The sequence below is a fragment of the Acinetobacter wuhouensis genome (assembly GCF_001696605.3).
GTDB classification, from domain to species: Bacteria; Pseudomonadota; Gammaproteobacteria; order Pseudomonadales; family Moraxellaceae; genus Acinetobacter; species Acinetobacter wuhouensis.
The window spans coordinates 2536085-2553461 of the sequence record NZ_CP031716.1 but is presented as its reverse complement, the minus strand read 5'-3'; the positions used below and the strand labels follow the sequence as shown (position 1 = coordinate 2553461).

At 37.6% G+C, this 17377-nt stretch carries 17 protein-coding genes; 10 read left to right on the top strand and 7 right to left on the bottom strand.

What is annotated here, in order from left to right; genetic code table 11:
* The first annotated feature begins 106 nt into the window (after nt 1–106).
* Both BEN71_RS12930 and BEN71_RS12925 read left to right on the top strand, forming a co-directional pair.
* Nucleotides 107–1045 (top strand): NAD(+) kinase, encoded by a 939-nt coding sequence (locus BEN71_RS12930; RefSeq protein WP_068975374.1) that lies wholly within the window; start codon nt 107–109, stop codon nt 1043–1045.
* A gap of 2 nt (nt 1046–1047) precedes the next feature.
* Entirely contained in the window at nt 1048–1314 is a 267-nt protein-coding gene (locus BEN71_RS12925; RefSeq protein WP_068975373.1) for a YeaC family protein, read from the top strand.
* Between the two features lie 106 nt (nt 1315–1420).
* Here BEN71_RS12925 and BEN71_RS12920 read toward each other — a convergent pair whose 3' ends face one another.
* The 3 genes from BEN71_RS12920 to BEN71_RS12910 all read right to left on the bottom strand — a co-directional run bounded on the left by BEN71_RS12920 (nt 1421) and on the right by BEN71_RS12910 (nt 3497).
* On the bottom strand, nt 1421–1774 hold the full coding sequence (locus BEN71_RS12920; RefSeq protein ID WP_068975372.1) for a hypothetical protein: 354 nt from the start codon (nt 1772–1774) through the stop codon (nt 1421–1423).
* 240 nt (nt 1775–2014) lie between these two features.
* Entirely contained in the window at nt 2015–2710 is a 696-nt protein-coding gene (locus BEN71_RS12915) for a hypothetical protein (RefSeq protein WP_068975371.1), read from the bottom strand.
* Nucleotides 2711–2795: 85 nt separating this feature from the next.
* Entirely contained in the window at nt 2796–3497 is a 702-nt protein-coding gene (locus BEN71_RS12910; protein ID WP_068975370.1) for a DUF3820 family protein, read from the bottom strand.
* A 356-nt stretch (nt 3498–3853) separates the two neighbouring features.
* On the opposite strand from BEN71_RS12910, the gene BEN71_RS12905 reads away from it, so the two are divergent.
* From BEN71_RS12905 to rnk, 3 genes are all read left to right on the top strand, one after another.
* A complete protein-coding gene (locus BEN71_RS12905; protein WP_068975369.1) occupies nt 3854–5095 on the top strand; it encodes an alpha/beta hydrolase in 1242 nt (413 codons plus the stop codon).
* Nucleotides 5096–5282: 187 nt separating this feature from the next.
* On the top strand, nt 5283–6536 hold the full coding sequence (glyA, locus tag BEN71_RS12900) for a serine hydroxymethyltransferase (protein ID WP_068975368.1): 1254 nt from the start codon (nt 5283–5285) through the stop codon (nt 6534–6536).
* A gap of 162 nt (nt 6537–6698) precedes the next feature.
* Nucleotides 6699–7103, top strand: coding sequence for a nucleoside diphosphate kinase regulator (gene rnk, locus BEN71_RS12895; protein ID WP_068975367.1), 405 nt, complete (start codon nt 6699–6701; stop codon nt 7101–7103).
* Between the two features lie 80 nt (nt 7104–7183).
* On the opposite strand, the gene BEN71_RS12890 is transcribed toward rnk, so the two are convergent.
* Nucleotides 7184–8722: a DUF4139 domain-containing protein gene (locus tag BEN71_RS12890; RefSeq protein ID WP_068975366.1), complete on the bottom strand. Its 1539-nt coding sequence runs from the start codon at nt 8720–8722 to the stop codon at nt 7184–7186.
* 265 nt (nt 8723–8987) lie between these two features.
* Here BEN71_RS12890 and BEN71_RS12885 point away from each other — a divergent pair, with 265 nt between their 5' ends.
* The 3 genes from BEN71_RS12885 to BEN71_RS12875 all read left to right on the top strand — a co-directional run bounded on the left by BEN71_RS12885 (nt 8988) and on the right by BEN71_RS12875 (nt 11880).
* Nucleotides 8988–9467, top strand: a complete 480-nt coding sequence (locus tag BEN71_RS12885; protein ID WP_068975365.1) for a chorismate--pyruvate lyase family protein — start codon at nt 8988–8990, stop codon at nt 9465–9467.
* Nucleotides 9468–9547: 80 nt separating this feature from the next.
* The gene (ubiA, locus tag BEN71_RS12880; RefSeq protein ID WP_068975364.1) at nt 9548–10426 is read left to right on the top strand and encodes a 4-hydroxybenzoate octaprenyltransferase; all 879 of its coding nucleotides are present in this window, start codon (nt 9548–9550) and stop codon (nt 10424–10426) included.
* A gap of 209 nt (nt 10427–10635) precedes the next feature.
* On the top strand, nt 10636–11880 hold the full coding sequence (locus BEN71_RS12875) for an alpha/beta hydrolase family protein (protein ID WP_068975363.1): 1245 nt from the start codon (nt 10636–10638) through the stop codon (nt 11878–11880).
* Nucleotides 11881–12020: 140 nt separating this feature from the next.
* On the opposite strand, the gene BEN71_RS12870 is transcribed toward BEN71_RS12875, so the two are convergent.
* Nucleotides 12021–13208 (bottom strand): YbfB/YjiJ family MFS transporter, encoded by a 1188-nt coding sequence (locus tag BEN71_RS12870; protein ID WP_167443688.1) that lies wholly within the window; start codon nt 13206–13208, stop codon nt 12021–12023.
* Nucleotides 13209–13332: 124 nt separating this feature from the next.
* Complete coding sequence (locus BEN71_RS12865; RefSeq protein WP_068975361.1) at nt 13333–13914, bottom strand: flavin reductase family protein; 582 nt, start codon at nt 13912–13914, stop codon at nt 13333–13335.
* Nucleotides 13915–14114: 200 nt separating this feature from the next.
* Between BEN71_RS12865 and BEN71_RS12860 the strand changes: the two genes are divergently transcribed.
* Nucleotides 14115–15506, top strand: a complete 1392-nt coding sequence (locus tag BEN71_RS12860) for an L-cystine transporter (RefSeq protein ID WP_068975360.1) — start codon at nt 14115–14117, stop codon at nt 15504–15506.
* Between the two features lie 89 nt (nt 15507–15595).
* Here the strand turns inward: BEN71_RS12860 and BEN71_RS12855 are convergent, their stop codons facing one another.
* Entirely contained in the window at nt 15596–15916 is a 321-nt protein-coding gene (locus BEN71_RS12855) for a hypothetical protein (protein WP_227542606.1), read from the bottom strand.
* A gap of 499 nt (nt 15917–16415) precedes the next feature.
* Here BEN71_RS12855 and BEN71_RS12850 point away from each other — a divergent pair, with 499 nt between their 5' ends.
* Nucleotides 16416–17258, top strand: coding sequence for a PhzF family phenazine biosynthesis protein (locus BEN71_RS12850; protein ID WP_068975359.1), 843 nt, complete (start codon nt 16416–16418; stop codon nt 17256–17258).
* The last annotated feature ends 119 nt before the right edge of the window (nt 17259–17377 follow it).

Here is a 17377-nt window from a genome sequence, read left to right as displayed (position 1 = left end):
TAAATTTGCAATAATAAATCTGTGAAATAAACAAATTTAAAGGCATTTTAAAGTTTCTATTTGTTTTCATTTATGAATGATTTTATAAAAATATTCTGAAAGTGTTATTATATCTCAGATATTAAGTGGAGCTACCGCACCTGTGCAAATTTCACCAAAAACGTTTCGTAATATCGGTTTGATTGGCAGACCTGATAAATCATCAGTGATTGATACTTTGTGTTTAATCCATGATCATTTATTGAGTTTAGGCTTACATCCAGTTTTTGATACAGCTACTGCTGCATTGGTTCCTTATCCCAATACGCAAACGGTCAGTAAAAATCTGCTTGGCGAAGTGGTGGATTTGGTTATTGTGGTGGGTGGTGATGGCTCTTTACTTCATGCTGCAAGAGCTTTAGTTAAATACAATACGCCAGTACTTGGTGTTAACCGTGGTCGTTTGGGATTTTTAACCGATATTACCCCGACTGAAGTTTTATTTAAACTCGATCAGGTCTTAAAAGGTGACTTCCAGTTAGATCGCCGTTTTCTATTGGAAATGGAAATTCGCTCTAAAAATGAAAGCATTTATGATGCAATTGCTTTGAATGATGTGGTGCTTCATTCAGGTAAATCTGTACACATGATTGACTTTGAACTGAATATTGATGGTCAGTACGTCTATCGTCAGCACAGTGATGGTTTAATTGTTTCTACCCCAACGGGTTCAACAGCTTATGCGCTTTCAGGTGGCGGTCCAATTCTACACCCAAGTATGGATGCCATCGCTTTAGTGCCTATGCATCCTCATACATTATCATCCCGTCCGATCGTCGTCGGTGGACAAAGTGAAATTAAAATATTGATTCGTGAAAACCGTGTTTTGCCGATGGTCAGTGCCGATGGGCAACATAGTGTTTCACTCAATATTGGAGATAGTTTGCATATTCGCAAACATCCATTCAAACTTATACTATTACATCCACCAGGCTATGACTTCTATATGGCTTGTCGTACGAAACTTGGTTGGAATCAAGATTTTGATTCATTTCAGCAGGATTGACCATGAATATTGAACAAATGCTATCTATTTTAGATGCTGATATTGTTGAGCGTTTGAAAACAGCCGTTGAAATCGGTAAATGGCCAAATGGTGTTGTGTTAACCGCAGAGCAACGTCAAATTTGTATGCAAGCTGTGATTGCTTGGGAACATCAAAATGTTCCTGAAAAAGAGCGTTCAGGTTATATCGACAAAGGTCATAAGGAAGAAGGTGAGGAGTGTGATTCTCATGTGCCTGAACCTGAGTTTAAACCGATTCGTTTTGTATAATTTATTATTCGATTGATCAATGCGTAAAAAAACACATGTAAATATTTTCATGTGTTTTTTTATGTCAATTCTAAACGAGATAAAAGAATAAGAATCTAAAATTAAATCAAGCCTGTATATAAACAGCTTCAACATCATAGCGTTCAAACTCAGACAATAATTGTTGAATCAACTGTTGAGCTTGTCGAGAGTCTAAGTTCAGTTTGGATGTTTGATTTAAAGTGCTATCAAAACATTCAATGGATTGAATCGACCAATTTTGAGCCATTTCCATATTTTCTATCACAAATCGACGAGGCTGTAGTGTCTCTTGAATTTGGCATGGGATGACATTGGTGATCGCAAGTTGTGTTTTATTTGAAACTTGATCAGTCAAAAATGTAATCACCCAGTTTCCAATTTTACTGAGCTGAGTTGGATCGTCCGCAGGATGAAATTGGATATACTGTGTATGCGTCATTTGTAAATTTCCCCAAAACAACTTTTATACGTTCAAAATACGATGTCGTTGATTCAGCAAAAGTCTAAAATATTTGATTCAATTGTTTTAATTTTACGGTGAAAATTCACAAGTTATTGATAAGTTTATTTTAAAATTTAAAAAATTAGACAAAAAAAGACTGAGAAGCACTTTAAAAGCGCTAAGTTGATCTTCTGATTTATCTAAATCAAGATTGTAAAATTGGCAAATCTACTTTATTTAAGATGATTGTAAATGTTGTAATGAATAATTGATTTGCTGCATGGTTTGATTCAGTAGGATCGGTGAAATTCTTGATTCCTGTAAAGCGGTAATCCATTGCATTTGGCAAAGTTTTAATTCACGTACTGATGTCGCCTGTTGTATTTTGACGATGAGTTGCTTTGCCATGAGTCCGCAATGGGTTTGCAATAAATTAGACATTGTTTGTTGAATTTCATTAAAAGAAAGACTTATACGTTCGGATTGAATAGATTCTACGGTTTCAACAACATTTTCGAGTATTGGTTTGGCTTGGACATTTTCAATTAACTTTTCACTGACTTGAATGTTGGATGTTGATGATTCTTTAGAGTCTTGCTGTGAAGTAATCTCAGTAGGGTATTCCTTGCTCTTTAATTCGAGTTTTTGATTGGAATTTTTCGAGTCTACGTTTTGAACAGGGGATTGTTGGCGCTGAGTAGATTCAATTGTAACGGGATTTGCTTGATGAGTTTGGTTTTGAAAAATGAGCCCTAAATCTTCGAGTTGTTGAATCAGTTCAGGTGTGGCTAGGCGTTGTTTTAATCCACTATTCAATATTTTAAAGTCATCTGTTCCGATCAAAAGTAAAAGCTGTCTTTGGCGGGCATTAAGTTGAAAAGAGCGCTGTTGTAATGCCTGAATGCCTAAATCAGTTTTAATATAATGTTCCATGAGTCAATTTATTCCCCAATAAAATGACTCTAGGATAAAGAATGAAAATTACACTAATATGACTTTATTATTACAAATCATAAGCTTAAAGTGTGATTAAATTCGCATTTTCGAGTGCTTTACGCAGATATGGGTCTAAGTCTTCCTGACGAAGTAACCATTGCACATAATCGTTAGGCAATTCTGCAATCGCAGTACCACGATGCTTCCCAAAATTGATACTACGTGGGATTCTGGCATCTTCTGATGCCTCATAAAGTTCTTCAATTGTTTGAATTTTCAAATGATAAATAATGTGCATTAAGATATTGGCAGTTAAAATAATATCCGCATCTGCACGATGTGCACCTTTTAACATCTCTCGAGCTTTTTCACTGCCTTTACTGATCATATAAATCAATGCGGAAATATTATGCGCTTCGGCATCTGGCCAAACTAAGCGTGCAAGAGCAAGGGTACAAATGGCTTTGATCTGAGAAGTATCTAGACCACATTGTTGAATTGCACGAATATCATAATCAATATTATGTCCAATGATATAGGTCGTGTCTGAGGGTAATGTAAAACTGGAAAAATTCGGTTGTCCGATCAAATCTGATTCTAAAATATGATGTACAGCCATTGAACCGAAAGCGATTTTTTCATCGCCAATGCTATAAAGCTGATCAAACATTTGTTCACGGTCTAGACTGAGTTTGCCAGCTTGAATTTGGATCGGTGCATAAGCAATTTCAATGGGTAAACCATTCAGCGTATGAGTTTCAGTATCTAAAATAATTGCCTGCATGCCTTTTATTCCCAAGCCAGTAAAACGGAAAACTTTATTACACTAGCGTTTTTGAGAAATGAATACAATTTAAAGCGTGATATTTTTATTTTAACGACAACTTTATTATCAATATCCGATGTTCATGATTTTTTGAATGACCAAAATGTGATGGTGAGATTAAAAAAATTCTAAATCTATTGGCTGTTATTCTTAAAGTTTAATCTACTTATAGAGCTTATTTGATTTATAGAATGATTGTTAAAAATTCGCTGTAAAAATGCTTGCCTAACATATTTTTTTGACGTATTGATGAATTAATGTGCGAAATGTAGTTTGCATACAAAATTTTAAAATTGTGTTTAAGGATAAGTCACATGAAAAGAAATCTGTTAACGGTGCTCATTTTAAGTTCTGGTTTAATCCTAAGTGCTTGTAATGATAGTGATGATAATGGTAGTTCAATCATTGGTGGAAGTACTGATCCGAATGCCAATAATATTACCAATCCAGTTGTGGGAATCCCAACGGCATATTCTAAAGATGATATGAGTGCCGTCGCAGCTGAAAGTGTGGTGATGACTTATAAAATGAAAGGGGTAAATGATAAAGAAACACAAGCCACTGCTTTAGTTTTTGTACCTAAAACAACACCGCCAGCAGCAGGTTGGCCTGTGGTTGCATGGGCGCATGGGACTACAGGTGTAGCGGACAAATGTGCACCGAGTCAGCAAGGTCTAAAAGGGACAGAAGTATTATTGAAGCAATTACTGGCTCAGGGTTATGTGGTTGTTGCGCCAGATTATGAAGGTTTAGGTGAGCCAAGTGGTCGTGAAGTACATCCATTCTTAAATTTAAAAAGCGAAGCTTATTCGATTACAGATGCTGTTGTAGCTGCACGAGATTATATTAAAAAACAAGGTAAGTCTGTCAGTAAGGATTGGTTGGCGATTGGACATTCTCAAGGTGGACAAGCTGTATTAGGTGCTGCTCAATATGCATCAAGAGCACAACTGAATTATAAAGGAACGATTGCCGTTGCACCTGCATCTAATCTGTCTTTAATTTTGCTAGGTGGTGAAGCGCAAGCAAATGAAATGAATGATTTAAGCGCTAAAATTTCAACATTGGCTTCTTTAGATACCTATACGGCATTGATTACAGCGGGCTTGCGTAATAAAAATCCACAACTAACTTTTAGTCAGGTTTTTAAATCCCCAACAGATACATTAGCACAATCTGCTGAAACATTATGTTCAGGGGATGTTGGGCTGACGTTGGGGGGCGGAATGATGAAATATGCGTCTGAAAATAATTATTCACTAGAAGGTTATCCAAGAACACAGAGTAATTTTCTTGAATTATCTGCTGTGAGCACATTCCTTATTTCAGAGTCTCAACCGTTACAAGTTAAACTGAATCAGCCTGTGATTATTTATCAGGGTGGTGCGGATGCAACAGTACCGAAAAAAGTGACAGACTTTTTACTCACAGGAGATGGTGCGAAACAAAGTAACATCACGTATCATACTGAAGCGGAGTGGGATCATACCACTGCGTACACGGCAAATTTAGCGAATATTGTGAACGATGTGAAAAGCATGATGCCTGCTCAATAAATTCATGATTCTGTACATCATGATGGATATTAAAATCATCATATTTTAATCAAATGGTTCGTGTTTTAAGCATGAACCATTTTTATTTAAAACAGAGCAAACTTCATTCTGTATAAGCGATTATTTCATGTTACAATGCGCGCAATCTTAGCACGGCTTAAAAGCCCTAATTCATAGGACCTCGCTAATGTTCGCCAATATCTCTATTTCTGAATTTGATCCAGAAATCGCTCAAGCAATTGCTCAAGAAGATGCTCGTCAAGAAGCTCATATTGAGTTGATCGCATCTGAAAACTATTGCTCACCAGCAGTAATGGAAGCTCAAGGATCAAAACTCACTAACAAATATGCGGAAGGTTATCCAGGCAAACGCTACTACGGCGGTTGTGAATATGTAGATGTGATCGAGCAATTGGCGATTGATCGTGCTAAAGAATTATTCGGTGCTGATTATGCTAACGTTCAACCACATGCGGGTTCACAAGCAAACTCGGCAGTTTATTTAGCGCTTCTTAATCCTGGTGATACAGTATTAGGTATGAGCCTTGCTCACGGTGGTCACTTGACTCACGGTGCTAAAGTTAGCTTCTCTGGTAAAACGTATAATGCAATTCAATACGGTTTAAACCCAGAAACTGGTGAAATCGATTACGAAGAAGTTGAACGTTTAGCTGTAGAACACAAACCACGTATGATCGTGGCAGGTTTCTCTGCTTATAGCCAAATCGTTGATTGGCAACGTTTCCGTGACATCGCGGACAAAGTTGGCGCATATTTATTCGTAGATATGGCACACGTTGCAGGTTTAGTTGCTGCGGGTGTTTACCCAAGCCCTGTTCAAATTGCTGACGTAACAACAACGACTACACATAAAACTTTACGTGGTCCACGTTCAGGTTTAATCCTTGCAAAAGCAAATGAAGAAATCGAGAAAAAACTTCAATCTGCTGTATTCCCTGGTAACCAAGGTGGTCCTTTAGTTCACGCTGTAGCGGCTAAAGCAATCTGCTTTAAAGAAGCGATGGCACCTGAATACAAAACATATCAACAACAAGTGGTTAAAAATGCTCAAGCGATGGCTGAAGTATTGATCGCTCGTGGTTATGATGTGGTTTCTGGTGGTACTGAAAACCATTTATTCTTGTTGTCTTTAATTAAGCAAGATGTGACTGGTAAAGATGCTGATGCATGGTTAGGTGCTGCTCACATTACTGTGAACAAAAACTCTGTACCAAATGATCCACGCTCTCCATTCGTTACATCTGGTATCCGTATTGGTACGCCTGCTGTAACTACACGTGGTTTCGGTGAAGCTGAAGTTCGTGACTTGGCTGGCTGGATTGCAGATATCCTTGATGCGAAAGGTGATGAAGCTGTGATCAATACTGTGAAAGCGAAAGTTGAAGCGGTATGTGCTAAATTTCCAGTTTATGCAAAATAAGCATTGACTTGAGAAAGCCCCCTCAAGGGGGCTTTTTTTATGCTGAAGTAAAAAGTGGAATAGTTCCACTTACGATATAAATATCTGTTATAAAAGAAATAGAATTTATTAAAATGATCACTGCTATAGCAAATGATGTGAAAGGTCAAAGGAATTAAGCACATGGCAAAACCGAATATTATTATTTCTGAACAAGATTTAAACCGACTTGAAACGATGTTAGAGCATCAGGCGAAATTGACGCCGACAATGCAACATTTAGAAGAAGAATTGGCGCGAGCTGATGTTGTTGCACCACAAGATGTTCCAACCAATGTGGTGACAATGAATGCAAAAGTGTTGATTACTATTGCACCTGCTACAGAGTCGACAGAAATCACTTTGGTTTATCCGCATGATTTTCACGGTGATAAAGGTCAAGTGAATATCGTTGCTCCTGTGGGTGCTGCAATTCTTGGTTTAGCTGAAGGTCAAGAAATTGAATGGCCGCAGCCTGATGGTCACACTATGAAAATTAAAATTGAAAAAGTGCTTTTTCAGCCTGAAAGAGAAGGTGATTTTAATTAATCTTTGATGTTTTAAATAGAGAATATCGATTAAAACAAAGCCCAGTCAGACTGGGCTTTATTATTCCTAAAATTTAAACTTTAAAAACCTGAAGTATTACCTTTGCTTGGATATTTAAATTGATGTTGTACATCTAGTTTAAAGGTCTGTTTTGGTTCTAAATTGATGTGCCATTGGTTGATATTGGGTTGGTCATTCCACTTGGTTGCTGTTGGTGGTGTGCTATAAACGGATTGCGTTGTCAGTTTGTCATTACGACTTTGCGGTTCTGACTCAAAAATGGTCACAGCCATTGGATAATTATGCAAATTTTGAATCGAATACTGCTGTTTTTGAATAGTTTCTGATTGACTGCGTACAGGGCTTTTCTTATCCGTTAGATCGATAACTTTAACCTGAATTTGTTCATCTACACCAAAACTCATTTGTAAGGCTTCGTCAGCACTATTATTCCATGCGCGCTGTCCAATATAGTCACCATCACGATATAGTTTGACTGTTCCAGATGGCCAATTTTGATCAAGTTTGGCAATTTCTGCATTTAATGTTGCTTGTGTACTTTGTTTAGGAATCGCCCAAACTGAAAGTTTTGCAGGATACTGTTCGGCGCTGAGTGGTAAGTAAATCTGCTGTTGGCTGCTTGGAATAGTCGCTTTAGTTTCAGAACGGAATTCGGTACTAAAGTTAAGATCCATTGATTGAAATTGAGGAAAAGCTGGTGCAGGATTGCGTTGACTTTTTCCTAATTTTTCTGCGCTGCTGTCAGAAAAAGCGACTTCTGCTAAAACAGGGGCAGGTGCAGGCATTGGATATGGTTGCGGTTCGTAATAGTCTACCCACCATTGTTGTGGCTGAATTTGTTGTACATAATTTTGTGGTGTCGAAGTGGATAGTGCAAGTTTGACATTATTCCAATCCTCTCCCGTTTTTTGCGCAATCATCGCCATACGTGTGAGTTTGACTTGCTTGGTTTGTGTATTGAGTTCAGCTTTATATGTCGGTTGCCAGCGTGCATAAGGCACCATATAGCTCAGGGTAATTTCACCACGTTGTGGTGCATTGACATAAAATTTAAGCGTTCGTTGATTAAACTCGCTATCGCCAATCGCATTTAAATCCTGTTCTAGTTCTTCTAGGCGTTGTGCGAGTTTTTCTTTTTCAATTTTAGCTTTATCAATGGCAATAAAGGCTTGGTAAGCTTGCTCACGTACAACTGAAGCAGAGCCAGTGGTCACATTACCCAGAAATTTATTTTGCAGTTCAGCCGCTTGAATAATTGAATTTTGCTCAGAAATTTTCTTTTTAATGTCATCAATTTTATTGCGTAATTGGCTAGATTCATTGCCTGCAGGTTTATCAAGCGCACTGTCGGTATGTGAAACAGCATTCACTTCAATATTGGTACTTTGATATTGCAATTGATTGATATCAAAGTTAGCTGCAAGTCCCGTCAATGTCACCAATTGTTCACCTGCTTGGACTGGAATGCTTCGCTCAATTTTGGCAACAGTCGGGTAGAGCGTAACTTGCTGAATAGGCGATTGAGATAGCCCCAGTGCAAAACAGTAACTTGAAGGAATACAAAAAAGACTGAAGTGTAATAGTGCTTTTATCTTCATTTTATTGTCCATAAAGGTGGAATTTAAGCGATTCATTGAAATGTAGCAGAAAGCATTTTTAATGTAAAAATATAGAGTGGAGGGTGTATAAAATATTTTCTGATGATTTGAAATTCTATATTGAGTAATATTAATTAATTCTCAAATGATGATTTTTCACACCAAACCCTATTATTTTAATGCGCATTGCAAACAAATATCTAAATTTCAGTTACACTGAGGCATCGAAAAATTGAAGGGTAGAACATTGAAACAATCATGCTCAATGCGGGATCAGCGTTTTCCTCCTGAATTAAAAACATGGTTGTATGCACAAGGTTCATTAACCCAACAATTAACTGATGTGGCGGGTGGAGTTTTTAAAGTTCAACCACTTCAAGAGCATTATCAAAGAATGACATTGATCGATAGTCAATGGATGAAAATGCCGTATCAACACACTTCGTGGGTACGAGAAAGTTATTTATATGGTTGTGATGCACAACCGTGGGTGAAAGCCAAAAGTATTTTTCCTATTCTCAGTATCCATCGTAAAGCACGCCTGTTTAAACACATTCGTAATCAACCGATTGGAAAATTTCTCTTCCAACGGACAACACCATTGTGCGAGCGCCGTGTTTTAAAGTTGGCAGATGGTTGGACGCGTCAAAGTTGCTATACTTGGCATGGTTGTAAATTCATTGTACAGGAAACTTTTTTACCTGCTTTTGAACAATTTTTGCAGCAACAAATGAATTCTAAATAATGCTTTGATTTGAATAAATCTAAGCATGTGTTAACCAAGCTTTAAATAGTATTGATATTTAAGCTTACTGAAGGACTGTCATGGCAATAGCGCAGCAAACCACTTGGCGACAACGGTTAGAAGCTTATTATTATTTATGTCGTTTTGATAAGCCAATTGGCACAGAATTGGTCTTTTGGCCAACCATGTGGGCACTCTGGATTGCCGCAGAAGGTATTCCTGATTTAGTGACTTTAGTGGCAATGGTTTTGGGCACGATTTTCATGCGTGCGGCAGGTTGTGCCATCAATGATTTTGCAGATCGTAAAGTGGATGCGCATGTTGAACGAACCAAGAATCGTCCTTTGGCAACTGGTGTTATTTCCGCCAAAGAAGCAATAGGTGTATTCATTGGTTTGGTTGCATTAAGTGCTTGTACTTTATTCTTCTTGCCGATCGCCACATTCTATTGTGCATTAGCGGGTTTGGTTTTGGCTTTTGTCTATCCGTTTATGAAGCGTTATACCCATTTACCACAAGTGGTTTTAGGTATGGCATTTTCATGGGGAATTCCAATGTCATTCACTGCGATGGGTAAACCTTTGGATTGGACGTGCTGGTTGCTTTATTTCGGCAATTTAGCTTGGACGGTGGCTTATGATACGCAGTATGCCATTACTGACCGTGAATATGATTTAAAAATTGGGGTGAAATCCACTGCAATTTTATTTGGAAAATACGATATTGAAATTATTTCTTTATTGCAGGCAACCAGTGTCATTCTGATTGGTGCAGCGCTGTATTTGGAAAATATTTTAATTCCAATTGGCTTAATTGCATTGTTATTGGTGATAGCCGACTTTATTTATCAGTGGACGAAAACCAAAGATCGCGATCCACAGTGGTGTTTTTGGGCATTTAGACATAATCGTTGGGTAGGTTTGATTATTTTTGTTGGGATTTTTATCGCATTGTTTTAACTGCGTCTTGAAAATTAAATATTCTAAAAACTGGTCGAATTTGTTTAAGTAGTTATTCGACTTTTTGGTAAAAAGCATCCTAGTAAGATGCTTTTTTTTATGTTTAATTATTGCGAGTTGCCTGCATATTTTGACGTGATAAAGACAATTTATGCGATGCAATGTTGCAACACGGAGCTGTTAATACAACAAAAATCGAGGACTTTGTAATGACGACATTCTTTAAAAAGACACTGATCGCAATGACGTGCAGTGTAACTTTGCTGATCACTGCGTGTAATGATGACAATGATAAGTGGGACAATTGGACATCAAATAAAACTTATGTATCTGAAAAATCATATAACTTAGATCAAATGAGTTCAGCAGCATCGGTCAAAGTGATGACCTATAACATGCCGAATGTTTTGGGAGAAACAAAGAAAGCGACAGCGATGGTCTTTGTCCCTAAAACGACACGACCTACAGATGGTTGGAAAGTTGTGGTTTGGGAACATGGTACAGTTGGGATTGGTGATAGCTGTGCGCCAAGTAATAATGCATTTAACCCACGCTTTAAAAATATGGCAGAAAGTCTGTTAAAAGAAGGTTATGTTATCATTGCTCCTGATTATGAGGGGCTTGGTACAGCAGGTATTCATCCATACCTTAATTTGAAGAGCGCTGCCAATTCTGCAATTTATGCAGTCAAAGCCTATAAAGAACATTATTCTACCCAGATCAATGGGCAATGGATGTCTGTTGGACAATCTCAGGGTGGTCATGCCTCGTTAGGTACTGCTGAACTATCAAATAATGATGCTAACTACAAAGGTGCTGTTGCGGGCGCACCTGCATCCAGTTTGGGGTATATTATTTCCGTGGTTGCACCACAGGCGATTCAAGGGATTCTTCAGCAAGAACAAGAAGGTAAACTACCGACTGGAACGGCTGTAGAAGTTTATGCTGAATTATTGGCTTATGCAGCATATACCACTGTAGGAATTACCGCCTATGATCCAAAATTTAACTATCGCGAGATATTCCAAGAGCGTTCAAGAAGTGTAGCAGAATTTGCAGAAGGCACTACAGGTGAAAATGGCTTATGTTTGAATGACTTACACGATAAATTTGCTGCTGACATTCAAGATTACTTAGTTAAAAATGCAGGTAAGACCGTCCTTAACTACCCTGGTTTGGCTGGAGATTTCCAAGAGAATGCGACAGTTAAAAAGTTCTTAGCAGATAACCAACCGGCGACGAAGAAAATTAATGCACCTGTGATGATTATTCAGGGCAAATTAGATATGGCTGTACCTTATCAAGTGACTGCGCAATTACAGCAAGGTCTCAAAGATATGGGCACAGATGTTAAATTCTTACTTGTAGAACAAGCTGATCATACTGGTGCAATTGTGGCGAAGAATCCTGAATTGGTGGATTTTATTAAAGAGAAAATGCCAACAACGAAGTAATTTAATTCGCATTTTTAACAATATGTTTCGGTTGAATAAAGCAGAGTTTCTGATGAAGCTCTGCTTTTTATTTACATAATAATTTCTCTACTCATCGTGCATAGTTCGCATAGAGTTATGTATGTACATCGAGTCAAAAATCACGATTCGTTCGAGTTATTATGCATCTGTGCTCGGTTGATTTGTGAATAGACAAGAAATTGAACTGTGCCAATACACAATACAGCGGAAGCCAGTATGAATTGCTGATGATACGATACACCCCAATGCTGTAACACACTAAAGCAAATTCCACCGATTAACTGCGTGATGGCAAAAGCCAATGTTGCCATACTCCATAATTTTTTATATGCCATACCATAGAGCTGTAAAATCGTATAAGAAGTCAAAAATACAACAGCAGGGTTGAGTAAACCTGTAAAGAACGATGAAATATAAGTAAAAATAGAAATGGTCGAAAAGATTGCGATAAGAATGGCTAGGACGTAGAGGCTATAGAGAATTTTCAATGCAGTGAAATTGCCAAATTTTCGAGCCAATAAGAAAGCACTGATTGCACCTAAAGCACTGCCTGAACCATATAAAATCCAATTCAAATTAATGAATGATAAATTTAAATGTAGCGTATTTTTTAGATAATCAATCCAAAATAATGAATGTGGCACATAGGCAAAAGCACTACTTGCATAGACAATAAGCAAACTCAGATACATGCCATTGACGCTATTGATATGCTGTGGAGCAGCAGAAATTTGACTGAGATGACTTTTAAAAATAGACAATAAATAGGTGATGACTAAACAAATCAACGTTGAAAAGGCAAATAAAATCAACCATGCAGATTGGGTGCTAATACGGTCTAAATAGGGGAGGAATAAGGTTGCCAATAAAACCCCGATGCCTATACCGCTAAAACCGATAAAATTAATAGTTAAACGATCTTCCGCTTTACAACATTGTGCTACGACACTCGGTGAAAGGATCATCAATAACCCTCCACTGATTCCCGAAATGACACGCCAAAACACATACCATGTTTCGTGTAATCCTGAAAATGCGCAACTGAGTAAACTGATTGCGCCTGAAAAAGCTGCAATTAAGATATAGCGTGGCATAGTGGCGTTTTGGGGTAATTTCATTGCCCAGAAAGCACCGATTAAATAACCCAATAAGTTTGCACTACTCAGAATGCTGGCAAAATTCGTATCCCATCCATATGCAAGACGAGTTGAAGGAAGTAAAGCTGTATAGGAAAAACGAAGTATGCCAATGCCTAAGCACATGCTTAAACAGAGGAAAAGACTGAGCTGAATTTTATTACTGAACATCCTATTCATGTGATTCATCATCTGTTTTGACCAATTCACGATAAAGTGAATTGATCCAATAGACAATAAATAACCATTATTTTATCGAGTGATATTTGATCGTTTGGTCTAATTGATCTTGGTGTCACAAACATTTATTGGCATCGACAGGATCGCCAATGGTGTAATAATGTCCACCTGCAACATGATGTAAGCTTTTCCATTCAGAGCTCACTTCATGATAATACCAATGACCATTACGAAATACGCGTGAATCAGCATAAGCTGCAACAACTCTTCCAATAAATAAATCGTGAGTTTGTTGATTATGGGGTTCTGAAATCAACTCACAGATTAGCCAAGCGGCACAATCTTCAACGGCAGGTAGAGGATAATCTTCAAATTGGAATAAAGGGGTATGACAATGTTCTAATTTCTGAGGATCATTAAATTGGCTAATTGCCCCCAATTGCTGTACCAATTTAATTTGTTTCAATGTGGGAACTTGCAAGATGAAATAACCTGAAGCTTCGATTAGTTTTCGAGTCTTGGTACTTTTATCTAAAACAACGCTGACTTTTGCAGGAACAAGTTCTAAAGCACATGCCCAAGCTGCGGTCATTACATTTCTTTCATCCTCATGCTGTGCAGAAACAAGTACCGTAGGTCCATGATTGAGCAAGCGATAAGCTTTTTCCAGTTCTACAGGTTGAATGTACGGATTCATAAGCTACCTTGAATGCTTTGATCTAGTTAGTCTTTCTTTACACAAGCTTATGCAAAATTTACATATTCTCAATAATTAATTGTTTTTATTATTGATTCAGATTGTTTAAAAAATAGCTGTTAAATCTGCAAAAATGCTAAAGACTGTTGGATATTTCACATTCAGCATATAATAAAGCGATCGAAACTATTGGAACTCATATGAATTATCCACTCATTGTGAATATTGTCATATTCATTGCCCTAATCATCTTGCTGATGCAAACGCGAAAAACAGACTGGAGTCTGGCGAAGAAAGTATTTGCAGGCTTATGTTTAGGTGTTGTATTCGGGTTGGGATTACATTGGGTTTACGGAACAAATACTGCTGTTTTAGATGAATCAATTCAATGGTTTAATATCGTTGGAAATGGTTATGTGAAACTATTACAAATGGTGGTCATGCCATTGGTTTTAGTTTCAATTCTGAGCGCAGTGATTAAATTACACAATGCATCTTCCTTAGGGAAAATCAGTTTCATTAGTATTGGAACCTTATTATTCACCACCTTTATTGCAGCTTTAGTGGGTGTATTTGTGGTTAATTTATTTGGGTTAAGCGCTGCTGGTTTGGTACAAGGTATGCAAGAAACAGCACGTCTAGAAGCAATTCAAACGGAATATATTGGAAAAGTAACAGATTTAAGTGTCCCAGATTTTATCCTATCATTTTTACCGACCAATCCTTTTGCTGAATTAACGGGCGCGCATCCAACCTCAATTATCAGTGTGGTCATTTTTGCAACTTTATTGGGTTTAGCAGGATTAAATCTAATTAAAGATGATGCGGAAAAAGGGCAACGTATCGTCACCGCAATTGATACTTTACAAGCTTGGGTGATGAAATTGGTACGTTTGGTGATGACATTTACTCCTTATGGCGTATTTGCTTTGATCACTAAAGTTGTTGCCAGTTCAAAAGCTGCGGATATTATCAACTTAGGTGGTTTCCTCGTGGCTTCTTATCTCGGCTTAGCGATTATGTTCGGGGTGCATGCAATTGTTTTATTGCTCACAGGTGTGAACCCATTACGCTTCTTCAAAAAAGTATTGCCTGTACTGACTTTTGCTTTCACCAGTCGTTCAAGTGCTGCCAGTATTCCTTTGAATATTGAGGCGCAAACTCAACGTCTTGGTGTACCTGAGTCTATTGCCAGTTTCTCTGCATCATTTGGTACAACCATTGGACAAAATGGCTGTGCAGGCTTATATCCTGCAATGTTAGCAGTCATGGTTGCGCCAACTGTAGGAATCAATCCACTTGATCCTGTTTGGATCTTAACCTTAGTCTGTGTGGTGACTTTAAGTTCGATTGGTGTCGCAGGCGTGGGTGGTGGAGCAACTTTTGCCGCTTTAATCGTGTTGCCAATTATGGGGTTGCCTGTAACTTTGGTTGCATTGCTGATTTCAATTGAGCCTTTGATTGATATGGGGCGTACAGCTTTAAATGTCGATGGTTCGATGACAGCAGGCATGGTGACCAGTCAGCTCATGGGGCAAACCAATCAAGAGATTTTAATGTCAGAAGAACATGGTGAATTGGCGAATCGTTAATTGATGTTGGATGAATTTATTCTTCAAGTAAAAAGAGAGGTCTAGAAGATCTCTCTTTTTATTTCAACGATTGAAAAAAATAATAAAACTTAACGCGCAGCTTTATTACATTCAGCCAATTCTTTTGAGTTATATGTCCAAATTTTTCCCTGAGTATTCTTGAAGAAACGTAGTGGTCCTGTACGTTTGACCAATGCCTGACATGCTTCAAGTGATAATGTATGGGTAAATGAACCTGACACACGACATACTGAGCCATTACATTTCCATAAAAGGGTTTGATTTCCCATTGGAATGGTCAGTTGACCTTTGTAGCGTGTACCCGCAAGCCACGTTTCATTTTTAGCATGTGCCATCGGACTGAAAATAATCAAGCCGAGCATCATTAGCTTGAATGCAGTTAAATTCATTATTTTCATCATATCCCAACTATTTGAAATAACTTATGTCTTATACCATCTTGTTCATGTGAATGGGTAGTTTAGGCAAAGTTGAGAATGCATTGGTTTTTAATCTGTACCTATTTTATGATCTAAATTGTATCTGTATTCATTTTGATAATTGTTTAAAATTATCTTAAATAACTGATGTTAAGCACTTTAAAAAACGATGCACTTTTCAAACTGTTTTAGAGCACACTCGGCGGAGTCGTACATCGAAAGTTTTAATTTCAGGATTAGCCTGCGGCTCGCCCTACTTTTTTTTCGGAAAAAGTAGGCAAAACCATTGTCATCCGCAAAACTCGTCAACTACCATCTTTTGATTGATATATCGCAGAAACATTAACTTATAGATGTAGTCCTGCCTCAAACACGTTGCGGATGACGTTATCGTGTATCCAATTTTATTGAGAAACAAAAATGTTTTTGATGTTACTGCGTAACATTAATTAGATAAGGAGTTTGAACCATGAAAATGTATCAAGTCGATGCTTTTACACAAGAATTATTTAAGGGGAATCCTGCTGCGGTTTTGGTACTCGATGAATGGCTTGATGATGCATTGATGCAAAATATTGCCCTAGAAAATAATTTAGCAGAAACCGCTTTTGTAAAACCAATTGATGAGGAGAATTACCACATTCGCTGGTTTACACCCAAAGTTGAAGTGGATTTTTGTGGACATGCGACGTTGGCATCTGCCTTTGTATTATTTAAAGATTATACGCTGTCAAAAACGATTCAATTTCATGTGAAAAATTTAGGCATTTTCATTATCAATAAGGCAGATGATGGCAAGATTCAAATGAATTTTCCAATTCGAACAGCGCAGAAATTAAATGATTATCCTGAGTTGTTAAATCAAGTGATTGATCAACCAATTCAAGCAGTCTATCGTAATGCGCAGGCTTTTATTTTGGTGTGTGAGTCTGAACAGCAGGTAATTCAGGCAAAACCGAATTTATCAGTTATTTATGAATTGGCTGAACAGTATAAAATTAGTACGGCTTTAACTGCCAAATCCGACGCGCTTGATATTGCGATTACAGCATCATCAGCACAATATGACTATGTTGCACGTTATTTCGCACCGCATAAAGGTATTGATGAAGATCCTGTAACAGGTTCTATGCATACAGGTTTAGCACCATTATGGGCGGAGAAATTGGGAAAACAGCAATTGGTGGGTTATCAGGCTTCTGAGCGTGGTGGGAAATTATTTTGTAAGTTGTTAGGTGATTCTCAACAAGAACAGCGTATTGAAATTTCAGGCTATGCCAAGTTGTATATGCAGGCTGAGATATTTATTTAATCAATAGGATTATGCAAATTATTACAAAAGCCGTTGAAATAAACGGCTATTTTTTCAAAACATTACTATAAATTGTGTTCAGCTTTTTTTAAGATGATTGGCATATAAATTTTAATATT

Bases quoted from the DNA above. Each gene is read 5' to 3' on its own strand.
- BEN71_RS12860 (WP_068975360.1), top strand. From the start codon at position 14,115: ATGAATTATCCACTCATTGTGAATATTGTCATATTCATTGCCCTAATC.
- BEN71_RS12905 (WP_068975369.1), top strand. From the start codon at position 3,854: ATGAAAAGAAATCTGTTAACGGTGCTCATTTTAAGTTCTGGTTTAATC.
- BEN71_RS12915 (WP_068975371.1), bottom strand. From the start codon at position 2,710: ATGGAACATTATATTAAAACTGATTTAGGCATTCAGGCATTACAACAG.
- BEN71_RS12920 (WP_068975372.1), bottom strand. From the start codon at position 1,774: ATGACGCATACACAGTATATCCAATTTCATCCTGCGGACGATCCAACT.
- BEN71_RS12855 (WP_227542606.1), bottom strand. From the start codon at position 15,916: ATGAATTTAACTGCATTCAAGCTAATGATGCTCGGCTTGATTATTTTC.
- BEN71_RS12870 (WP_167443688.1), bottom strand. From the start codon at position 13,208: ATGTTCAGTAATAAAATTCAGCTCAGTCTTTTCCTCTGTTTAAGCATG.
- ubiA (WP_068975364.1), top strand. From the start codon at position 9,548: ATGGCAATAGCGCAGCAAACCACTTGGCGACAACGGTTAGAAGCTTAT.
- BEN71_RS12875 (WP_068975363.1), top strand. From the start codon at position 10,636: ATGACGACATTCTTTAAAAAGACACTGATCGCAATGACGTGCAGTGTA.
- rnk (WP_068975367.1), top strand. From the start codon at position 6,699: ATGGCAAAACCGAATATTATTATTTCTGAACAAGATTTAAACCGACTT.
- BEN71_RS12925 (WP_068975373.1), top strand. From the start codon at position 1,048: ATGAATATTGAACAAATGCTATCTATTTTAGATGCTGATATTGTTGAG.
- BEN71_RS12865 (WP_068975361.1), bottom strand. From the start codon at position 13,914: ATGAATCCGTACATTCAACCTGTAGAACTGGAAAAAGCTTATCGCTTG.
- BEN71_RS12910 (WP_068975370.1), bottom strand. From the start codon at position 3,497: ATGCAGGCAATTATTTTAGATACTGAAACTCATACGCTGAATGGTTTA.
- BEN71_RS12890 (WP_068975366.1), bottom strand. From the start codon at position 8,722: ATGAAGATAAAAGCACTATTACACTTCAGTCTTTTTTGTATTCCTTCA.
- BEN71_RS12850 (WP_068975359.1), top strand. From the start codon at position 16,416: ATGAAAATGTATCAAGTCGATGCTTTTACACAAGAATTATTTAAGGGG.
- glyA (WP_068975368.1), top strand. From the start codon at position 5,283: ATGTTCGCCAATATCTCTATTTCTGAATTTGATCCAGAAATCGCTCAA.
- BEN71_RS12885 (WP_068975365.1), top strand. From the start codon at position 8,988: ATGCGGGATCAGCGTTTTCCTCCTGAATTAAAAACATGGTTGTATGCA.